Raw genomic sequence first — 18,910 nt, 5'->3', positions numbered from 1 at the left:
TAATTGACATGCCTTAGACATTTTAAAAGCTAATTTTGCGTACAATATTGAGACTTTATTCAAACCTGTTCCAACAATCACACCAGGAAACAGGACATTATTATTAACTTAAATTTCTGTGGAATGAAAAACAGATTCTTCCATCTCTTGATGATTGGGACTTTGGCTTGTTGGAGCCCCCAACCGATTTTCGCACAAACGGATGTGACGGAAACCTATTTGAAAAACCCAAGTTTTGAAAACCAGTTCACGGATTGGGAAAACAGCGGCATGCAAAGCCAGACCAACACCTCTTTCCAGTTAAAAGAGGGTAACACGTACGTGGAACGATGGACAGGACAAGGCGGCCAAGTGGCCGACTGCCATGTCAGCCAAACTCTGACTACGCTGAAGAACGGAGTCTACAAGTTGACTGCGGCTGCGCAAAACATCCAACAAAACAGCCCTGCCACACAAAGTGGAGCGTATGTCTTTGCCGGCAACGCACAAGTAGCCGTCGGAGCCGCTAACGATTACTCCCTTGAATTCACGGTCATCGAAGGACAAGCCACCATAGGTTTCAAGACCGAGAACGCCACAGGCAACTGGGTTGCCTGTGACAATTTCCGGCTTTACGCACTCAATAACGATTTGGCTGAAATCCAAGAGGAATTGCAACGCCGCATTGAAAAAGGCCAGGCACTGGTATCCGAAAAGATGCAAAAAGACGTGCTCAAGGAATTGAACGCGGCACTCGAAGCCGCACGTCAGGAACTAAACAGCACTACGGACGACAATATGGCTCCCGTAGCCATTCGCCTGCGCCAAGCCACCGAAGCCGCGCAAACCTCCATCCACGCCTATCAGGAATTGCAAGCCGCTATAGACAAGTCACTTGAGGCTTACGGTGACGGAACCCTGAACGGGGCGGCTGAATTCCACGCCGTTATCCAAGAAGCGCAAGCCTTAGCTGAAAACTTGGATGCAAACGCGGAAGATTTAGCAACAGCCGTTGAAAAATTAGGGACAGCCCTTTTGGCTTTCCGAATAGCTAACCCAACCGGTGACACGCCTGCCGTCGTGACCGACACGCGGTATGCACGCGGTTCCACCATGGCATTCGGACGGAGTACCATCACAGGGGTGCCTGAAACAGAACTTGTAGAACATGGTTTCTGTTGGAGTACGGAACCTGAGCCTACCATATTGGACAACCGGACCACCGAATATATAGAGAACAACGGACACATCTACGTATTGAGGAACCTGACCCCTTCTACCATTTATTACATACGGGCGTATGCCTTGACCAAAGGGTACGCCGTGGGTTACGGCGATGCCATCAAAGTCATCACCATACCAAAAGGAACCATTACGTGGTCCTACAACAACGGGGGAGATGCCGAATCCAATGCACGCATCAACGCAGCCGTAGGTTCCGCCGTAGAGTACTGGAACAACCTGACCAGCATACAAGGATTGCATTTAAGCGTCAATTTCGGGTCGGGCACTCCCACGGCAGACTGCAGGGCCCCAACGCCAGTTACCAACGCACAGGTACCATCATGCACGAAATGGGACATGCCATCGGTGTAGGGCAACACGCCATTTGGTGGGACGGCAACATGAGAGCCAACGGTGACCGGGGCGACTGGTTGGGAGACCGCGCCAATGAAGTACTGCGCTTCTGGGACAACAACCCCTCAGCTGTCATGACGGGAGACAACACCCACATGTGGCCTTACGGCATCAACGGTGCACACGAGGATACAGGCAGCGAAGCACTTTATATCGCAAACGGCCTGATTACGCAAGGACTCGGAGAAGACGGATTGCCACCCACCGGAGGATTCTCTACCCCCGCTTACGTGTTCGAACAGGAGGACAACGTAAAGTACTACCTCAAGAACGAGGACGAGGATGCCGGCCTATATTCCTCCTATCTGGTGGCCAACCCTAACACGACGACCGTCAAGTGCGAGGAAATGACAGCTGCCGAAGCCGAAGCCGATGACAACGCGGCATGGTATATCACTTTCGACCCGAAAACCTCTTATTACTCGCTCCAAAACGTGGGGACAGGCAAGTATCTGACCTATAACGCTTCAAGAAAGAAATTCCTCACCAAGGAAAAAGACCTTCCCGCCGTAGACGAGAAATTCCATTTCATGAAAGGGCGCATCGACGTCAACATCGGCACCGAAGGCCATGCCCTCACGACACGGGGATATTGGATCATACATCCGGAAAAGGTGCTCAACCCGAATTGCATGGGTTCCAATGCCGGAGGAAGAATCGTCACGGAAGCATTCAATATCAGCAATTCGTCCAAGGAGCAACGCTGGGTCATACTCTCCGGCGAAGGGCTTCAGGCATTCGACCAGGCTATCAAGGACGAACGCAAGGCCGAACTCGAGGAAATGTTGGCACATATCAAGGCATTGGCAGAAACCCCACACACGGAAGACGCAAGCGGAACGGATGCCGCGCTACAAACCAAACTCTCGGAAATAGAGGAAAAAGCCAACCAGGCTGAAACCACCACCGAAGCCATCGCCACACTGACCGAAGAAGCCTTGGCTGCCGGTATGGCATTTCTGGCCGAAGCCACCCCCAAAAGTGTGGAGCACCCCTTCGACATCACATTCCTCATGTCTGATGCCAGCCTCAAGGACGGGGAAGGATGGTCCACCAAACCGGCCATCTCTTTCTCCTGCGGGGAATTCTTCGAGAAAACATTCGACTTCAACCAGACCCTCACGGCACTACCGGCAGGAACTTACCAGTTTAAGGGACAAGCATTCCAACGCCCGGGAAATACAGAAGACGTGTACAAAGCTTTCACCGCAGGACAGGACAATGTCAACGTAGTCATCTATGCAGGCGACGAAGAAGCCAAAATACAAAACATCGCCGCTGAGGCACAAACCAAAAAACTGGGCGGAAGCGAAACGGCTGTAGGCTCCAACCCCACCCGTTACGTGCCGAACAACATGCAAGCCGCCAGCTTTTATTTCGCAGCCGAACTTTACGATAACGGAGTCGTGACGCAATTGGATGAGGATGATTCCAAAATGAAAGTCGGCATGCGGTGCGAGGAAGTGCAGGCCGCTTACTGGACCATTTTCGACAACTTCCGCCTGTACTATTACGGCACCATGTCGCCCGACCAGGTGACTAGCATTCGGCAGACCGTGGCCGACAAGGCACAGTTGGACGGACCTTTCGCCACTCCAGCAGACGTGTACAGCCTCAGCGGAATCCGCGTACGCCAACAGGCCACTTCGCTTGACGGACTGCCACAAGGCATCTACATCGTAAACGGATACAAACTCATTGTAAGGTAGTAAGGCCAAAAGATGCAGGCATAAAAATCTCCCGGTTACGCAACATACGTGACCGGGAGATTCTTTATGTCCTCCCGCAAAAAAGACATAAAGACCTAAAAATAAAATCGCAGTCCGCCTGTCACGAAGAAATGGAAACAACCGTCCAGCCCTTCGTGTTTCCCAGAATCGCCTAGTTCGCCCAAGCCGTCATCGGAGAAGAACTCCCTTGCAAAGTCTTTACCGGGAAACCAACCCAGTACGTACCCTCCGTTCACCCCAACACCGACGTGCTCGGCCAGACGGTATTCCAGTCCCAACTGGAAGTGCCCGCCCCAACCGTCCAGACCGTAATCCAACCGCGAGTTCCCGCGCACCTTTTCGCGCGAAAAGAATGCCCCCAAGCCCAAACCGGTCTTCACAGACCAATAATCACTGAAAAACAGCCGGGCTACAAATTCCGGCCCGATATAGAAGAAGTTCATGTGGAACCGTTCGTCTGCCAACTCCAACGGCGACTCGATTCCATAAGCCCGGGAATGGTAGGCCGAGAAGAACAGGCCACCGCCAAGCCCCCTCTGCCCCACCCAGTCCCATCCGGCCTGCACCTCCGTGCCCCGGCGCGGATGTCCCCATACGCCCACCCCTCCGGGCGTGCGCAACTCACTGGTAAGGAAACCTCCCCCTGCATTCAGGTAAAGCGTGCTCGTGCCGTCTTTCTCTTCATCCTTCACGACCTCATGGCCCGTATCCGTCCAAAAACGATTCGCGGCAAGCCCGCCCAACGCCAGGTCCACTTCCAGACGCGTACCCGGGAAACGTAACATGTAACCATCCATCCTGCACGACCGTCCCATGAAAGACGAAGATTTTTCCTTCACGGCAAAGGCGTTGCCACCCACCTTGGCCGTCTCCACCTTGACCATGGTCTCAACATCGCTTTCCGTACCCTTCTCCACAGAGGCACGCCCCAACACCTCGGCCACGGAAGGCAAGGTATCCTTTGCCTCGAAAAGCCGTACGTCGTATGCCCGCGTGACGGGATAAGACTTCACCACTTCCGTCATCACTTTCGGACTACATCCCGCGATGAAAAAAGACACACACCCAAAAACAAAAAACGTATTCTTCATTGCATTTTGTTTAACCGTTATACATTAGCATGATTCTCCCCTTGGAAGAAACGGACAGAAACGATTCCCTATAAATCTCCCCAAAGGCCGAAAGCCAATGCCCAAATTTATCATTTTTATTTTTAAGAAACAACATCATACCGCACTTTTAGGCCAAACGGTAACAAAATGTCAGCCTTTCTTTGTAAAAAGGGAATGAAAAAAATGAATTCCGGAAGCAACCGGAAAGACTTTTTGCATATTTATGCGCATATTTCACTGATTTCCACCTAAAAGACTGCATATATGCAAATCAATCACAGGCGAACGATTTTTCGTTTGGCTGAAAGCGAAAAATCGTTCTCCGCATAACTTTCCGAACCTCACCGCAGAAAAGGGGAAAGAACCCGCGTGAACGGAAAAAAGAGGTCTCGGAAAAGCGGATTTTTCATCTATTTGCCCTGCCTCAGCCTACATAAAATCCCTGCCACATCTCCATGAAAATCCGCATGATGCTTACCCATATCCTCACGGTATGCCATACCACGGCTTTCCCTGTCCTCCGGAAAGAAAGCAAAAAAAGGAAACGGGTGACATTACGTCAAAAGGGAAACCGCCATGGTTGGCGTATTCGCGGGCAAAGCCTTGGCCGGAACGATATGAGCCATTCTCAGAAAGCCGGATTTGACACTTTGGCAAAAGCCAGTCCGGCCTTTTACATCCTTACCATGGGCTTCAAAAAAACTACGCCAAGACGGCCTGGAGCTCTCCCCACGAACGTGCCACGGCAAGGTATTGCCCCAAGGGAACATTGACGAAGCCTCGCCGGTCCATCTCCTGCAACACCGCAACCAACCCGTCCCAAAATCCGTCTAAAGCAAACAAAACCACTTTCTTCCGGTGATAACCGATACTATTCGCAGCCATCACGGTGAACACCTCGTCCAACGTCCCGATACCGCCCGGCAAGGCCACCAACACGTCGCTACGTTCCACCATGATGGCCTTACGGTCGCTCAAATCATGACACGGCACCACCTCGTCCACATAACGGCTCACGCGCCGGCGCGTTTCCAAGACAGACGGTACAATGCCCACCACATGCCCACCGGCATCTTTCACTCCGCGTGCGGCGCTCTCCATCAGACCGGAATCGGCTCCGCCATACACCAATGTCAGGCCGCGCTCTCCCACGAAGCGGCCAAAAGCCCCGGCCAAGTCATAATAGCTTGCCTCAAGCCGGTCCGAAGCGGCACAAAAGAGTCCGATATGTTCCATGTCTACCTAATTTAAAGAAAAGGCATTCACCCTTACAGTTTCACATCTTCCAAGTTAATCAGCCCGTTTACAATCGCATAAATGGTCAACCCTGCGGGAGAATGAATCTGGAGTTTACGGCTAATGTTGCGGCGATGCGTCATCACGGTGTTGACCGATATATACAACTGCTCGGCAATTTCTTTGTTCGACATGCCTTTCACCACGCAAACGATAACTTCTTTCTCCCGGTCGCTCAACGCATCATTCGCGCTATCCTCCCCGTCCTGTTCCTCTGTCTGGGGATTTTCCTCGCGGGCCTGTTCCTGGCGTTCGTCTTCCAACCGCACCACGGCTTCCAGAAACAAGGTGTCCTCCAAATGGCAATGGCTGAACAGGTCTTCTTCCGTCATGAAAAGGTCTATCAACACGTCGTTGAGCAACTGCGCGTTGCTATCCGTGGGATAGTACTTGATGATGATGCTTTTCAGTTCGGACAGGCTTTTTTCGAGCTGCGCGTGGTTGTCGTGATGCTGATGGGACAGCTTGTGGATGTTCACGTCCGGACTGGTTTTCACGCCCTTCATCAAATCGGTCACATACGTATGGATATGCTTGTCTTCGTAATCCATGTGGCGCCCGACTTCCGAAGCGAACTCGTCGTAAAACTTCAGGATGAGAAATGCAATCTGGTTGCGTGCCGAACAGTCTATCGCTTCTATCAATTTGCGCCGGATGGCCGGCAAACGGAACTTCACAAAGTAATCATGGGAACGGCGAAGGTAGTTCATCAATGCCGTGAGCGACAAAGACTCCACAATATCGGACAGATTCGACGTCCGCCCGTTGGAACGTATGAAATTCACCACTGCCAAAAAAGTGGGGGCATCTACTCCCGCCGCCAAACAGGTTTCGCTCACCGTATGGTCGCCAAACCCTAACGTAAGCCCGAACCGACTAATCACCTGCAAGATGCGGTAATCATCGCAAATGATATCTCCCATACGGTCGGTCTCTTTATATTTTTCAGACATGATACCTTAAATCGTTAAACTTCTTGCAAAGAACGGAAAAAAAAACGACCCTGACAATCGCTATAGTTGAGTATTATCAAAAAATATTAGGTAAAAAACACCTCATGTAGGTATGCCGCCCTAATCCCCCCTTAAATGAAATTGCCCATTTTTGTGTATTGTTGTTTTTTAACCAACCCGGTAACTTTGCAGCGTCAAAACAAACAAAAGGGTAAAAAGATAGAAAAAACAATAATAAGATGAACCAACAGAAAAATCTGCTGACCGCCGCATTGGCCGTCCTGACAGCCTTTAGTAGTGTTTCGGCCCAAGGAGGCGAAGACGGCGGCAGCACTTACGAGAAATTCCGCGTGGGCGGATATGGAGAGATGGTAGCCAACTTCAAGGATTACGGCATCAACCGTTATTGGGGCAACAAGATGGGAAATACCCAAACGCACCGTAACACCATTTCCATTCCCCGCTTCGTGGTCGCTTTCGATTATAAGTTCACCCCCAAATGGGTATTAGGAGCTGAAATCGAATTTGAAAGCGGAGGAACGGGAGCAGCCTACGAACTGGAAAACAGCGAAAACGGCGATTACGAAACGGAAATAGAAAAAGGTGGCGAAGTGGCTTTGGAACAGTTCCACATCACGCGCCTCATCCTTCCGGAAATCAACGTGCGGGCAGGCCACTTGATCGTGCCAGTCGGCTTGACCAATTCCCACCACGAGCCTGTCAATTTCTTCGGAACGAGCCGCCCGGAAGGGGAAACGAAAATCATCCCCTCCACTTGGCATGAAACGGGTCTTGAATTGTTCGGTACGCTAGGTAAGGGATGGGCTACGTTCGACTACCAGGCTATGGTAGTGACCGGCCTCAACGCCAATGGTTTCGACCGGAAGACGTGGGCCGGAAGCGGCAAGACCAGCATCTTCGAGTACGACAACTTCACCTCACCGGCCTACGTGGCACGTGTGGATTACCGTGGAGTACCGGGCCTGCGCGTGGGAGGTTCATGGTATTTCTGCAACAATATAGGTGCCAATGCAGACAAGCCCACGACTTACACGAGTTACGGCGATATCCCGGTAAGGATATATACGGTGGATGCACAGTACATCAACCGCTTCCTGACATTCCGTGGAAATTGTATCTTCGGCAATCTCGGCAAGAGCGACAAGCTGAGCCAAGCCAACCTGAATTTAGGAAACAACAGCCCTTATACCCGTGCCGTCCCTATCGCCAAGAAGGCAGTGAGCTACGGCACAGAGTTGGGCTTGAACTTACAGGGCATAGCAGGCACTCCCAAATGCCCTGCCCTCTACCCGTTCGCCCGATATGAATACTACAACCCACAGGAAGAAGTAATCGCCCGTCAAGGAGCCGATGACCGAGAAAAAGTAAGCATGTGGACAGCCGGCCTGAACTGGAAGGCCCTGCCGAACCTGGTGTTCAAAGCAGACTACACGACCCGTAAAATCGGCAGCGGCAAATACAACAGCGAAAATGAATTTGCCATTGGCGTGGCCTATGTAGGTTGGTTCTGGAGCAAATAACAAGAGACTATATCATTTCAAATCATATCAAAAAAAATCAAAGTCATGAAAAAGAAATTTTTCTATTCAGCCTTATTCCTGATGGGAATGGCCTTTACAAGTCTCACAACCGCTTCTTGCAGCGACGACGATGGCAACAATGGCGGTCCGAAGCCTGACGAAAAGTTCGACGCTGCCGCAAATTTGAACTATACTCCGGAAAACGCCGCCAGTTGGCGCAACTACTCACTCCAAGTAGCCAAGCTGTTGCAGAAGGATGCCACGACCCTCTATGACAGTTGGGAGACTTCGTTCCAAGGCGGAGAAGCTTTCAAAAAGACTTTCATAGAACACAACGGCGGTACTTACACTTCCGCATTGAGCTGTATCGAACAGATTATCGACAAGTGCGTGGAAATCACGGACGAGGTGGGCAACTCCAAAATCGGCGACCCCTACAACAAATGGACGGCCGGACAGCAGACCGAGGCCCTTTACGCCGTGGAATCTTGGTATAGCTTCCATTCACGCGACGACTACTCCAATAACATCCGTTCCATCCGTAACTCTTACTTCAACAGCATGGACAGCACGGTTAGCCAGTACTCATTGTATAACTTGGTACAAAAAATCAATCCTGCGTTGAACACGAAGATTGCCAACGAAATCGAAAGTACTAAGAATGCTATCCTTGCCATCCCGCAACCGTTCCGTAACAATATCGGTGATGCAAAGGTACCTGTGGCACAATCGGCTTGTGTCGCCTTAGGGATAACGCTCACCCAAGAATTAAAAGGTGCCATTCAGGCAGCATACGCAAACGGAACCATTACCGACGCGGAAATGGACAGCGTAGTCAACGGCTTTGTGAACAAGGTGGTGTTGCCTACTTATAAGGACTTGAAAGAAAAGAACACCGCCCTCTGCGCTGCCGTCCAGAACTTCTACAACAATCCGAGTGATGCCACTTTCGAGACAGCCTGCGATGCTTGGTTAGTCGCACGTACTCCGTGGGAACAGAGCGAAGCTTTCTTGTTCGGTCCGGTAGACATCCTCGGTCTTGACCCGAACATGGACAGTTGGCCTTTGGACCAGGTTGCCATCGTCAACATATTGGAGTCTGGCAATTTCGACGACCTGAACTGGGAAGACGGTGACACGGAAGAAGAAATCACAGCCTCACAAGAGGTAAGAGGCTTCCACACCTTGGAGTTCCTGCTGTTCAAGGATGGTAACCCGCGTACCGTTGCCGCACAGTAAACCCAACTCATAACCGCACTGTATAAGTGTAAAAGTGGAGACAGTCCTCACAACGGTTGTCTTCACTTATGTGGTATAAAAAAGACTTATAAAAAACAGACATATCACAATGAACCATACTGTAAAATATTTAGCCCTGTTCTCCTTAGCCTTTAGCCTCGCCGCTTGTGACGACGACGGATTGGACGTGAGGGACATGGAAATCCCGCAAGGTTACGCCCTTTCGGCCGGAATCTCTACCATTTTCCTCAACAGTTCCGTGGCCTATGACACGCAGGCCAACTGGATTGATGCCGACCCCGATTATGCCATGCGCTTCCGCGACGGCGACGGGCTGTACGACGACACGCGTACCATCTCGGGAGGTCTTGGTCCGGTCTATGCAGGATATTCCTGCGGAAGCTGCCACCGCAATGCCGGGCGCACGAAACCGGAGTTATGGAACGGTGGAGGCAGCTTCGGCGAAGGGGGAAGCGGCTCTTACGGTTTCTCTTCCATGTTGGTGTACATCAGCCGCAAGAACGGCGCATTTTTCCAGAACTACGGACGCGTACTTCATGACCAAGCCATTTACGGTGTTAAACCGGAAGGCAAGCTGAACGTCAAATGGCATTACGAAAAAGGGGCATTCCCCGACGGAGAGCCCTACGAACTGTGCTATCCCGAATACAGCATCAGCGAATGGTATGCCGACAGCATCGCGCCCGAAGACTTGTTCTGCACTGTCAGAATCCCGTTGCGCCATGTCGGCATGGGGCCGATGATGGCCATCGACCGCCACGAAATAGAACAACTGGCTGCGAAGAGCAATTACCCGGAATACGGTATCAGCGGACGCGCCAACTATATCACGGAAAAAGGGAAACTGCAATTAGGGCTAAGCGGCAACAAAGCACAGCATGCCGACCTGACCGTGGAGCTTGGCTTCAGCAGTGACTTGGGCGTCACGAACAGCCGCTATCCGGAAGAAATCTGCGAAGGACAGCTCCAGATGCAGGACGGAAGCATGATGGGACTGACATACGACCAGTTGGACATCAGCGCGGAAGAAATGGAGGATGTGGACTTATACATGCAGGGGCTTGGCGTACCGGCCCGTCGCGACGTAGATGACCCGACGGTAAAACGCGGGGAAGAGATGTTCTACCAAGCCAAATGCCACTTATGCCATACCGTCACGCTGCATACCCAACCCCGTGGTTCCACCTTGTTGTTAGGTACGCAACTGACATGGTTGGGCAGCCAGACCATCCACCCTTACTCCGATTTCCTGCTTCACGACATGGGAAGCGAAATCATGGGTGTAGGATTGAACGACAATTACGTAAGCGGGCTGGCTCGCGGCAATGAGTGGCGCACCACCCCGCTTTGGGGTATCGGGCTACAGGAAAAGGTCAACGGTCACACTTACTTCTTGCACGACGGACGCGCCCGTAACTTTACCGAAGCCATTTTGTGGCACGGCGGAGAAGGGGAAGCCTCGAAAAACCTGTTCAAACAGATGAAGAAAGAAGACCGTGCGGCACTCATCCGATTCCTGCAATCCTTATAACAAGACGACGAAAGCCTCTTGACAGAACAAGCATCAAACAAAGAAAAAAACAGAAAACAATGAAAAAAATATTTGCGATGACCCTATTGGCGGCTCTCCCTCTGGCCGCCATGGCACAATATGAAGAGGGCAGCGAAAACGGCGTGGTGTCCCTGGCCGGACGCGAAGGGTTCTCCATCCAGACGAAGAAAGCCGACTTTGTGTTCAAACCTTACCTGTTGGTGCAGACTGCCGCACACATCAACTGGTACGACGACGAAGGGTTGGACAAGGCTTACAACCAAGACAACTTGGCCAATTCAGGGTTTGCCGTGCCGTACGCCGTACTCGGATTCACAGGAAAGGCGTGGGGCAAGGTTTCGTTTAACCTCTCCATCAATGCGGCTGCCAGTGGAGGAGCCATCCTTCAGCAGGCATGGATCGACGTGGCTATGAAAGAAGCTTTTGCCGTACGTATCGGTAAATTCAAGACACCCTTTTCCCACGGTTACCTGACGACGTTGGGCGAAACCATGATGCCTACACTCCCGACTTCGTTGACTGCGGCTGTCATCATGCCTTATTCGTTGAACGCCGTCACACCGAACATCGGGACGGGATTCGACCTCGGCGTGGAAATCCACGGTTTTGCGGCCAATAAGTTCGGATATGAAATAGGAATCTTCAACGGTACCGGCGCATCGGTCAACACGGCTACGAAAACCATCAGCGATGACTGGCACATCCCGTCCCTGCTCTATGCCGGACGTTTCACTTTCATGCCGAAGGGTATCATGCCCGCCACGCAGGGTAACCCCGACCGTCTGCACGAAGACAAATGGATGTTAGGCGCAAGTGCCAACCTGAATGTGGAAAGCGAGAGCGAAAGTACCAACGACACCCGCGCCGGACTGGAGTTTGCCATGCTGAAGAACAAGCTTTACATCGGAGCCGAAGCCTACTACATGCACGTGGGATTCACCGACCGGCAAAAGATAGACAAAACTTACGATTTCTTGGGCGGCTACGTCCAAGGCGGTTATTTCGTGGCTCCCCGCATACAGGTTGCCGCACGTTACGACTTCTTTAACCGCAACGGCGTAGACACGAATGGTTTCCTCAACATGCCGGCCGTAGGATGCAATTATTTCTTCAAGAACTGCAACTTGAAACTGCAAGCTATGTATCAGTTCATCGGACGCACCGGACACGACACGCAACTCGACCGTGATAACGACGACCTTGGGCTGGCCAAGCACTCAGGCACCATACAGTTGCAATACTCTTTCTAATATTCGTTAATTCAGCCGATAAAGAATTTACAATGAAAAAAAACTATGGTATATTTGTTCTCCTGTCTGTAGCAATGGGACTCACCGCCTGCGACGACGGCTCCATCCCACGGAAGGAACACACGGCTACGCATACCGGTTTTACGGCCAAACTGACCGGTCACATCACCGGTGCGGACAGTTGGCCGGAATATTACCAACTTGTGTTGGCCGGGTTCGGAGACAGCGAATACGCGACCACGCAAGTGCTCGTCAGCCCCGACGCGAACAGCAACGTGAGCCTCACCCTGCCTAACATCGGGAGCGAGGTGAAAACCATCGAGCTATGTGTGACCAACCGGTTGCGCAAACGCGTCCTGACGTATCAAAGCCTGGATGCGGCCTCGATTTCGGGAGACACACTCTACATGGAAGCCGGACAGGTGGATGCCCACATGTATGCGGCCATACAAGAGAACATATTCGACAAGACTTGCGCACAGTGCCACGGGGGAAGTACCTCTCCTGCAGCCGGACTTTACCTGACGGCCGACAAGAGCCATGCCAACCTTGTAAACCAACCCTCCACAGAGGTTGCCGGTGGCATACGTGTCATTCCGGGCAACGCCGAGGAAAGCATCTTGCATAAGGTAATCAATCCGGGCAATGAACTCGGCTTAGGTTTCAGCCACGAGAATATGATAACATCATCAACCGACCTGCGGCTCATAGACGAATGGATTAATGCAGGTGCCAAAAAATAGAAATAACATGGATAAAAGCAAAGTATATTGGGAAGATTTGGGCGTAACTGCGGAAATATCCGCCTTTGCCCCACAAGGTAAAATAGAAGAGTTCCACGCCATGCTGCATGTGGAGCCGAAAGCCGAACTCTTCGACGGCCAACTCAAACGAATCTACGAAGGAGAAAAACGGCTGTTACAGTTGCCACAGGTCATGGGTGCCGATGTCATCCTGAAACGGTACTTCCTTAGCGATTCGACCAACCAACAGCCTTTGATGAAGCAAGAAGCGGACTGTTCCGTGTCCGTCATCCAACAGCCACCGCTTGACGGCAGCAAGGTGGCCGTGTGGCTATATCTGCAAAAAGGCAGTAAAGTAGCCAATGTAAACGGTGTCATCGTAGCGGAACACAACGGTTACCGCCATTTATGGAAGATGGGCATGCACGAACACAAGGGCGACTCGGCCTGGCAAACAGAATCCCTGCTCATCAGTTACGAGGAGACTTTACAAAGCTTCAACGCCACGTTGGCAGGCAACTGTATCCGTACGTGGTTTTTCGTACGCGATGTAGACACCCAATACGCCGGCATGGTGAAAGCACGTAAGGAAAACTTCGCCGAGCAAGGACTCACCGAACGGACCCACTACATCAGCAGCACGGGCATCGGCGGACTGCCTGCGGATACACGGGCTTTGGTACAGATGGGAACGTATGCCCTTACGGGGTTTGAGCCCTCACAGCAACGCTATTTGTACGCCCCCACCCACCTGAACCCTACTTACGAATACGGAGTAACCTTCGAGCGAGGTACCGTCATGGAATACGGCGACCGTGCCCATGTGTTCATCAGCGGCACGGCCAGCATCAACAACAAAGGGGAGGTGGTGCATGTGGGCAACATCGTGAAACAAGCCGAACGCATGTGGGAAAATGTAGGAGTCCTGCTTGAAGAAGGCGGCGCATCTTTCGATGATGTCATGCAAATCATCGTTTACCTGCGCGATATCTGCGACTACCAGACCGTGAAAGAGATGTTCGACCGACGATTCCCCGACATGCCGAAAGTCATCACTTTGGCACCGGTATGCCGGCCTACATGGCTTATCGAAATGGAGTGTATTGCCGTGAAAAAGCGTTGCAACGAAAAGTATCGCGACTTTTAAGGACTTATCCGGTATATTCTCCCTACATCATGAAGCCTGTCCCCTTTATACTACTCTTTTTGGCTGCCGCAGGCATCGGTATATCCACGTTTGTGGAAGATGCCCACGACATGCCTTTTGTCCAAACCTACGTTTACGGCACTTGGTGGTTCAAACTGTTATGGACCACCGTAGTGGTCACTTCGGCCGCACTTTTCGCACACCGTAAAACGTGGAAGAACCTTCCGCTTCTCATCCTTCACCTCAGTTTCGGCGTGATATTCGCCGGAGCGCTCACCACCGCCTTTACCGGACATAAAGGCATACTGCACTTGCGTAAAGGCCAGCCTACAGGAGAATATGTCAACGAACGGAAACAGGTGGCACGCCTGCCTTTCATGATGCGTTTGGACAGCTTCCGTATAGCATATTATCCGGGCACGGAAGCTCCTGCCGACTACGTGAGCCAAATCTCCTGCCAGCATATCGACGGCGACATCTTTGCCCGCCCGGTTGTTTCCATGAACCGGATTTTTTCTGCACAAGGGTACCGTTTTTACCAGTCTTCCTACGATGAAGATTTGGAAGGCAGTTGGCTTTCGGTAAACTATGACCCTTGGGGGACGGGCATCACCTATGCCGGTTTCTGCCTGATGGGGTTAGGTTGCCTGCTCCTGCTGTGCGCCCGGGGCGGAGGCTTCCGCCGTCTGTTAAGGCATCCGCTGATCCGGAAAGGCGGACTGTTCCTAATAGCCTTGTTTTGGGGCTGTCAACTGAAAGCCGACCCGGCCTTGCCCGTAGTCAAGCGGGTACAAGCCGACAGTCTGGCTATCCAACAAGTGGTCTACAACGACCGCGTCTCCCCGTTCAACACACTTGCACGGGATTTCGTACAAAAAATATACGGACGACCATCCTTCCACGGAATCACTCCGGAACAGGTGGTGAGCAGTTGGATGCTCTACCCCGAAGAATGGAACCGCACCCCCATTATCCGTATCAAAAATCAGGAGTTGCGCACCGCTTTAGGCCTTAAAGAAGAATATGCCTCGCTCAATCATTTGTTCGACGGGACACAATACAAGCTACAGCCTTTATGGCAACGCGAACAAGGTAACCGGAGCAAACTGGCCCAGGCCATACAGGAAACGGACGAAAAAGTAGGACTCATCCTCATGCTCCGGCAGGGCACGCTCATCCGTCCGCTACCGCCCGACGTTCCACATCTCAGTACCCAGGAAGTCAACGCCGAACTGTGGTACAACCGTATTCCCTTCAGCAAAATCCTGTTCATGGTCAACCTCACTTTAGGCTTTGCCGCCTTCGGATTATTCATGTTCAGGATGCTGACAGGCCGTAAGGAGAAAGCCGTAAGCCGACGGGTATGGGGCACAGCCCTCTGCCTCACCACCCTGTTCCATGCCACAGGATACGCCTTGCGCGGTTACATCAGAGGCGGTTTCCCCCTGAGCAACGGATACGAAACGATGCAGTTCGTCGCTCTGGCAGTCCTCCTGACCGCCTGTCTGCTTCAACGGAGGTTCCCTTTCACCCGGCCTTTCGGTTTCCTGCTTTCCGGATTCACTCTGCTCGTGGCCTACTTGGGTGAGATGAACCCGCAAATTACGCCCCTCATGCCGGTATTGGCATCCCCGTGGCTGAGTTGGCACGTATCGCTCATCATGATTTCATACGGCCTTTTTGCTTTCACCTTTCTGAACGGCATCCTGGCATTGTGTCTTATAGGGAAACAAAAAAACACGGCTTCGCCGATTACAGGAGAACAAATCGAACAACTCACCTTGTTGAGCCGCCTTTTGTTATATCCGGGCACCTTCCTGTTGGGCATAGGCATTGTGTTGGGAGCCGTATGGGCCAACGTGTCGTGGGGCAGTTACTGGTCGTGGGATCCGAAAGAAGTGTGGGCACTTGCGGCGTTCATCATTTACGGCATCTCTTTCCACCGTAACAGTCTGCCCTGTTTCCAACGTCCATGGGTATTCCATGGCTATATGGTCTTTGCCTTCGCCGTAGTCCTGATGACCTACTTCGGAGTCAATTATCTGCTTGGCGGCATGCACAGCTATGCCAATTCTTAATAAAATCACCACTATCAGGTATTGCACAAGCCGGAAAATGCAAGTAATTTTGCACGCTGTATAATTATATATAAGTAGTAATGATGAGATTATCGGATGTCAACACGAACGAAACCGTGGTGATATCGCACATAGAAGGCAGCGGAGCCTTCAGAGCCCGCTTGAGCGAAATGGGGTTTGTTACGGGGAAAAAAGTCAAGAAGTTGTTTTGTTCTCCCGTGGGGAATCCTATCGTCTTTGAATTGATGGGTGGGCAAATCGCACTCCGGAAAAGCGAAGCGGAAAAAATTCAAGTCACCGTTCCGGGAGAAGCGGATGCTTCATCTCCGGTGCAGGAAACGGATGCCCCAACCCCGTCCACAGGCATCCCCACAGACCTCCCGAATCGAAAGCTCCGTTCAGACCGGCATCAACGAAGAAACGGAACCGTCGTGCCGCCATCCCCCCACACGGGATGCCCCAGTTGCGGTCCTTCCAGACGTCGCATCACCACCGACACGCCGACCGAAGCCGGAGTGATTACGATAGCTTTAGTCGGTAATCCGAATTGCGGCAAGACCTCACTTTTCAATGCAGCCTCGGGGGGGCACGAACGTACCGGTAACTACAGCGGAGTGACCGTCAGCAGTGTCGTGGGAGAAATGGTCTTCGAGGGACGGAAAATCCGTCTGGTAGACCTGCCGGGAACCTACTCTATCCGTGCTTTTAGTCCGGAAGAGGCGTATGTGGCGCACGAACTGGAAAGCGGCCGGATAGATGCCGTCATCAATGTGCTCGACACAACCAATCTGGAACGGAATCTGTTGCTCACCATGCAACTAAAGGAACGGAACCTGCCGCTCGTCGGAGCCTTGAATATGTATGATGAGTTTGAAGAAAGCCAAAGTACACTCGACATCGAAGAACTGAGCCGTCGTTTGGATATGCCTCTCTACCCTACCGTAGCCCGTAAGCGCATCGGTATCGATGCCCTGCTGAAAAAAGCCATCGAACTGGCCGACCAACATATTGCACTTCACCGTGCAGGCATACAAGGACATACCCACGAGGCCGCCTGCTGCAACGATCCGGAGCACTGTACCCACTGTAGCGGAAAAGGAGCTCATCCGGAAGATATGGACGCAGACAACGGAAGCGACACGGCCTGTCCGTGCCCCGAACGCGAACACGAAGATGTGGAACGCTATTCCCATATCGGACAAATACTCGACGGCATTTACATTAAAAAACACGGACGCAGTCATCAGGTCACCACAACGTTAGACCGACTGCTGGCCAACCGCTGGATTGCCTATCCGTTGTTCGTGGCCATCATGTGGTTCATCTTTTGGGTCACGTTCACCATCGGACAATATCCCATGGACTGGATAGACAACGGTGTGGCATGGCTCACCGCCCTTTGCGAGAGCCAGATGCCCGAAGGCACGCTGCAAGCTTTGGTTTGCGACGGCATATTAGGCGGTGTGGGCAGCGTCATTGTCTTCTTGCCCAACATCCTGATTCTTTATTTCTTCATCTCCATATTGGAAGATTCGGGCTATCTGGCACGTGCCGCCATGTTGGCCGACCCGTTGTTCGACCGGCTGGGACTGCACGGCAAATCCTTCATCCCCATGCTGATGGGTTACGGATGCAACGTGCCGGCCGTCATGGCTACCCGTACGATAGAAAATCCCAAAAGCCGTATGATTACCATGTTGGTCACTCCGATGATTTCATGCAGCGCACGCATTCCGGTGTATGTGGTCTTTGCCGGGGCATTCTTTCCACAAAACGCTTCCACCGTCATGCTCTGCCTTTACATGTTCGGAACAGGAATGGCCTTGTTTGTCGCATGGGTATTCAGCAAGATTTTCATGCGCCAATACGAAAGCCATTTCGTCATGGAACTCCCTCCTTACCGCCTGCCCAGTTCGCGCGGTGTCTGCCGCCATACGTGGGAGAAAGGACGCCAATACTTACGTAAGATGGGAGGCATCATCTTGGTGGCCAGCATCGTGATTTGGGCTTTAGGACATTTCCCCACGGGCAACGGTGAGCTGACGGAAGCCGAACAACAGGAACAATCTTACATGGGCCGGATAGGCCATGCCATCGAACCGGCCATCCGTCCGTTAGGTTATGATTGGCGCATGGGCGTAGGTATCATAGCCGGTGTCGGTGCAAAAGAACTGATGGTCAGCACACTGGGAGTTCTGTACAACTGCGCGGCCGAAGACGCGGAACCGGAAACCACCGAAGACGCTTCGCAGACCCGTCTGGCACAAATACTGAGCCAACACACCGCACCCGAAGCCGCATTGAGTTACATGGTCTTCGCCCTGCTTTATTTCCCTTGCCTGGCCACGATTGCAGCCGTCAAAGGAGAAAGCGGCACATGGAAGTGGGCCATTTTTACGGCGGCATACACCACCGTACTGGCCTACGTGACGGCTTTTGCCGTCTACCGCATGGCACTGTTCTTTTAAGCAAAACATAAAACTTTCCGGCAAGGGGAAAGCCCAAAGGCACTTTCCCCTTGCCGATAGTAAATACCGGACGGACAACTGCGGACAGCAAACGGAATAAAAGGAAAATCGCGATTAAGCGAGCGCAGACCGAGCTTGCTCGAAGTCTGCCGAGTGGGAGCGA

At 52.1% G+C, this 18,910-nt stretch carries 13 protein-coding genes; 10 read left to right on the top strand and 3 right to left on the bottom strand.

Annotated features, from left to right (window positions below):
• Positions 1-123 precede the first annotated feature (123 nt).
• Together HMPREF9442_RS16825 and HMPREF9442_RS16820 are read left to right on the top strand one after the other, a co-directional pair.
• Positions 124-1,575, top strand: a complete 1,452-nt coding sequence (locus tag HMPREF9442_RS16825; RefSeq protein ID WP_008629393.1) for a conserved domain protein — start codon at positions 124-126, stop codon at positions 1,573-1,575.
• Entirely contained in the window at positions 1,545-3,326 is a 1,782-nt protein-coding gene (locus tag HMPREF9442_RS16820; protein ID WP_008629392.1) for a hypothetical protein, read from the top strand. Before HMPREF9442_RS16825 ends, HMPREF9442_RS16820 begins: the two co-directional genes overlap by 31 nt.
• Positions 3,327-3,421: 95 nt before the next feature.
• Here the strand turns inward: HMPREF9442_RS16820 and HMPREF9442_RS12905 are convergent, their stop codons facing one another.
• The 3 genes from HMPREF9442_RS12905 to HMPREF9442_RS12895 all read right to left on the bottom strand — a co-directional run bounded on the left by HMPREF9442_RS12905 (position 3,422) and on the right by HMPREF9442_RS12895 (position 6,708).
• Positions 3,422-4,438: an outer membrane beta-barrel protein gene (locus HMPREF9442_RS12905; protein ID WP_008629391.1), complete on the bottom strand. Its 1,017-nt coding sequence runs from the start codon at positions 4,436-4,438 to the stop codon at positions 3,422-3,424.
• 723 nt (positions 4,439-5,161) lie between these two features.
• Positions 5,162-5,695 (bottom strand): LOG family protein, encoded by a 534-nt coding sequence (locus tag HMPREF9442_RS12900; protein ID WP_008629385.1) that lies wholly within the window; start codon positions 5,693-5,695, stop codon positions 5,162-5,164.
• Between the two features lie 32 nt (positions 5,696-5,727).
• The gene (locus HMPREF9442_RS12895) at positions 5,728-6,708 is read right to left on the bottom strand and encodes a response regulator transcription factor (protein ID WP_008629384.1); all 981 of its coding nucleotides are present in this window, start codon (positions 6,706-6,708) and stop codon (positions 5,728-5,730) included.
• A gap of 239 nt (positions 6,709-6,947) precedes the next feature.
• On the opposite strand from HMPREF9442_RS12895, the gene HMPREF9442_RS12890 reads away from it, so the two are divergent.
• The 8 genes from HMPREF9442_RS12890 to feoB all read left to right on the top strand — a co-directional run bounded on the left by HMPREF9442_RS12890 (position 6,948) and on the right by feoB (position 18,747).
• Positions 6,948-8,249, top strand: coding sequence for a hypothetical protein (locus HMPREF9442_RS12890; RefSeq protein ID WP_008629376.1), 1,302 nt, complete (start codon positions 6,948-6,950; stop codon positions 8,247-8,249).
• Between the two features lie 45 nt (positions 8,250-8,294).
• Positions 8,295-9,488, top strand: a complete 1,194-nt coding sequence (locus HMPREF9442_RS12885; RefSeq protein WP_008629374.1) for an imelysin family protein — start codon at positions 8,295-8,297, stop codon at positions 9,486-9,488.
• Positions 9,489-9,597: 109 nt separating this feature from the next.
• The gene (locus HMPREF9442_RS12880) at positions 9,598-11,040 is read left to right on the top strand and encodes a di-heme oxidoredictase family protein (protein WP_008629372.1); all 1,443 of its coding nucleotides are present in this window, start codon (positions 9,598-9,600) and stop codon (positions 11,038-11,040) included.
• Positions 11,041-11,099: 59 nt separating this feature from the next.
• Entirely contained in the window at positions 11,100-12,311 is a 1,212-nt protein-coding gene (locus HMPREF9442_RS12875) for a porin (RefSeq protein ID WP_008629370.1), read from the top strand.
• A 32-nt stretch (positions 12,312-12,343) separates the two neighbouring features.
• Positions 12,344-13,054: a hypothetical protein gene (locus tag HMPREF9442_RS12870; RefSeq protein ID WP_008629369.1), complete on the top strand. Its 711-nt coding sequence runs from the start codon at positions 12,344-12,346 to the stop codon at positions 13,052-13,054.
• 7 nt (positions 13,055-13,061) lie between these two features.
• Positions 13,062-14,201 carry a Rid family hydrolase gene (locus HMPREF9442_RS12865; protein ID WP_040603150.1) on the top strand — a complete coding sequence of 380 codons (1,140 nt, stop codon included), beginning with the start codon at positions 13,062-13,064 and terminating at the stop codon, positions 14,199-14,201.
• 29 nt (positions 14,202-14,230) lie between these two features.
• The gene (locus HMPREF9442_RS12860) at positions 14,231-16,279 is read left to right on the top strand and encodes a cytochrome c biogenesis protein CcsA (protein ID WP_008629362.1); all 2,049 of its coding nucleotides are present in this window, start codon (positions 14,231-14,233) and stop codon (positions 16,277-16,279) included.
• Positions 16,280-16,359: 80 nt separating this feature from the next.
• On the top strand, positions 16,360-18,747 hold the full coding sequence (feoB, locus tag HMPREF9442_RS12855; RefSeq protein WP_008629360.1) for a ferrous iron transport protein B: 2,388 nt from the start codon (positions 16,360-16,362) through the stop codon (positions 18,745-18,747).
• Positions 18,748-18,910 lie beyond the last annotated feature (163 nt).

The sequence above is a fragment of the Paraprevotella xylaniphila YIT 11841 genome (assembly GCF_000205165.1).
Lineage (GTDB): Bacteria > Bacteroidota > Bacteroidia > Bacteroidales > Bacteroidaceae > Paraprevotella > Paraprevotella xylaniphila.
Note: the sequence above shows the minus strand (reverse complement) of the source record. Positions and strands in the feature narration are given on the sequence as shown.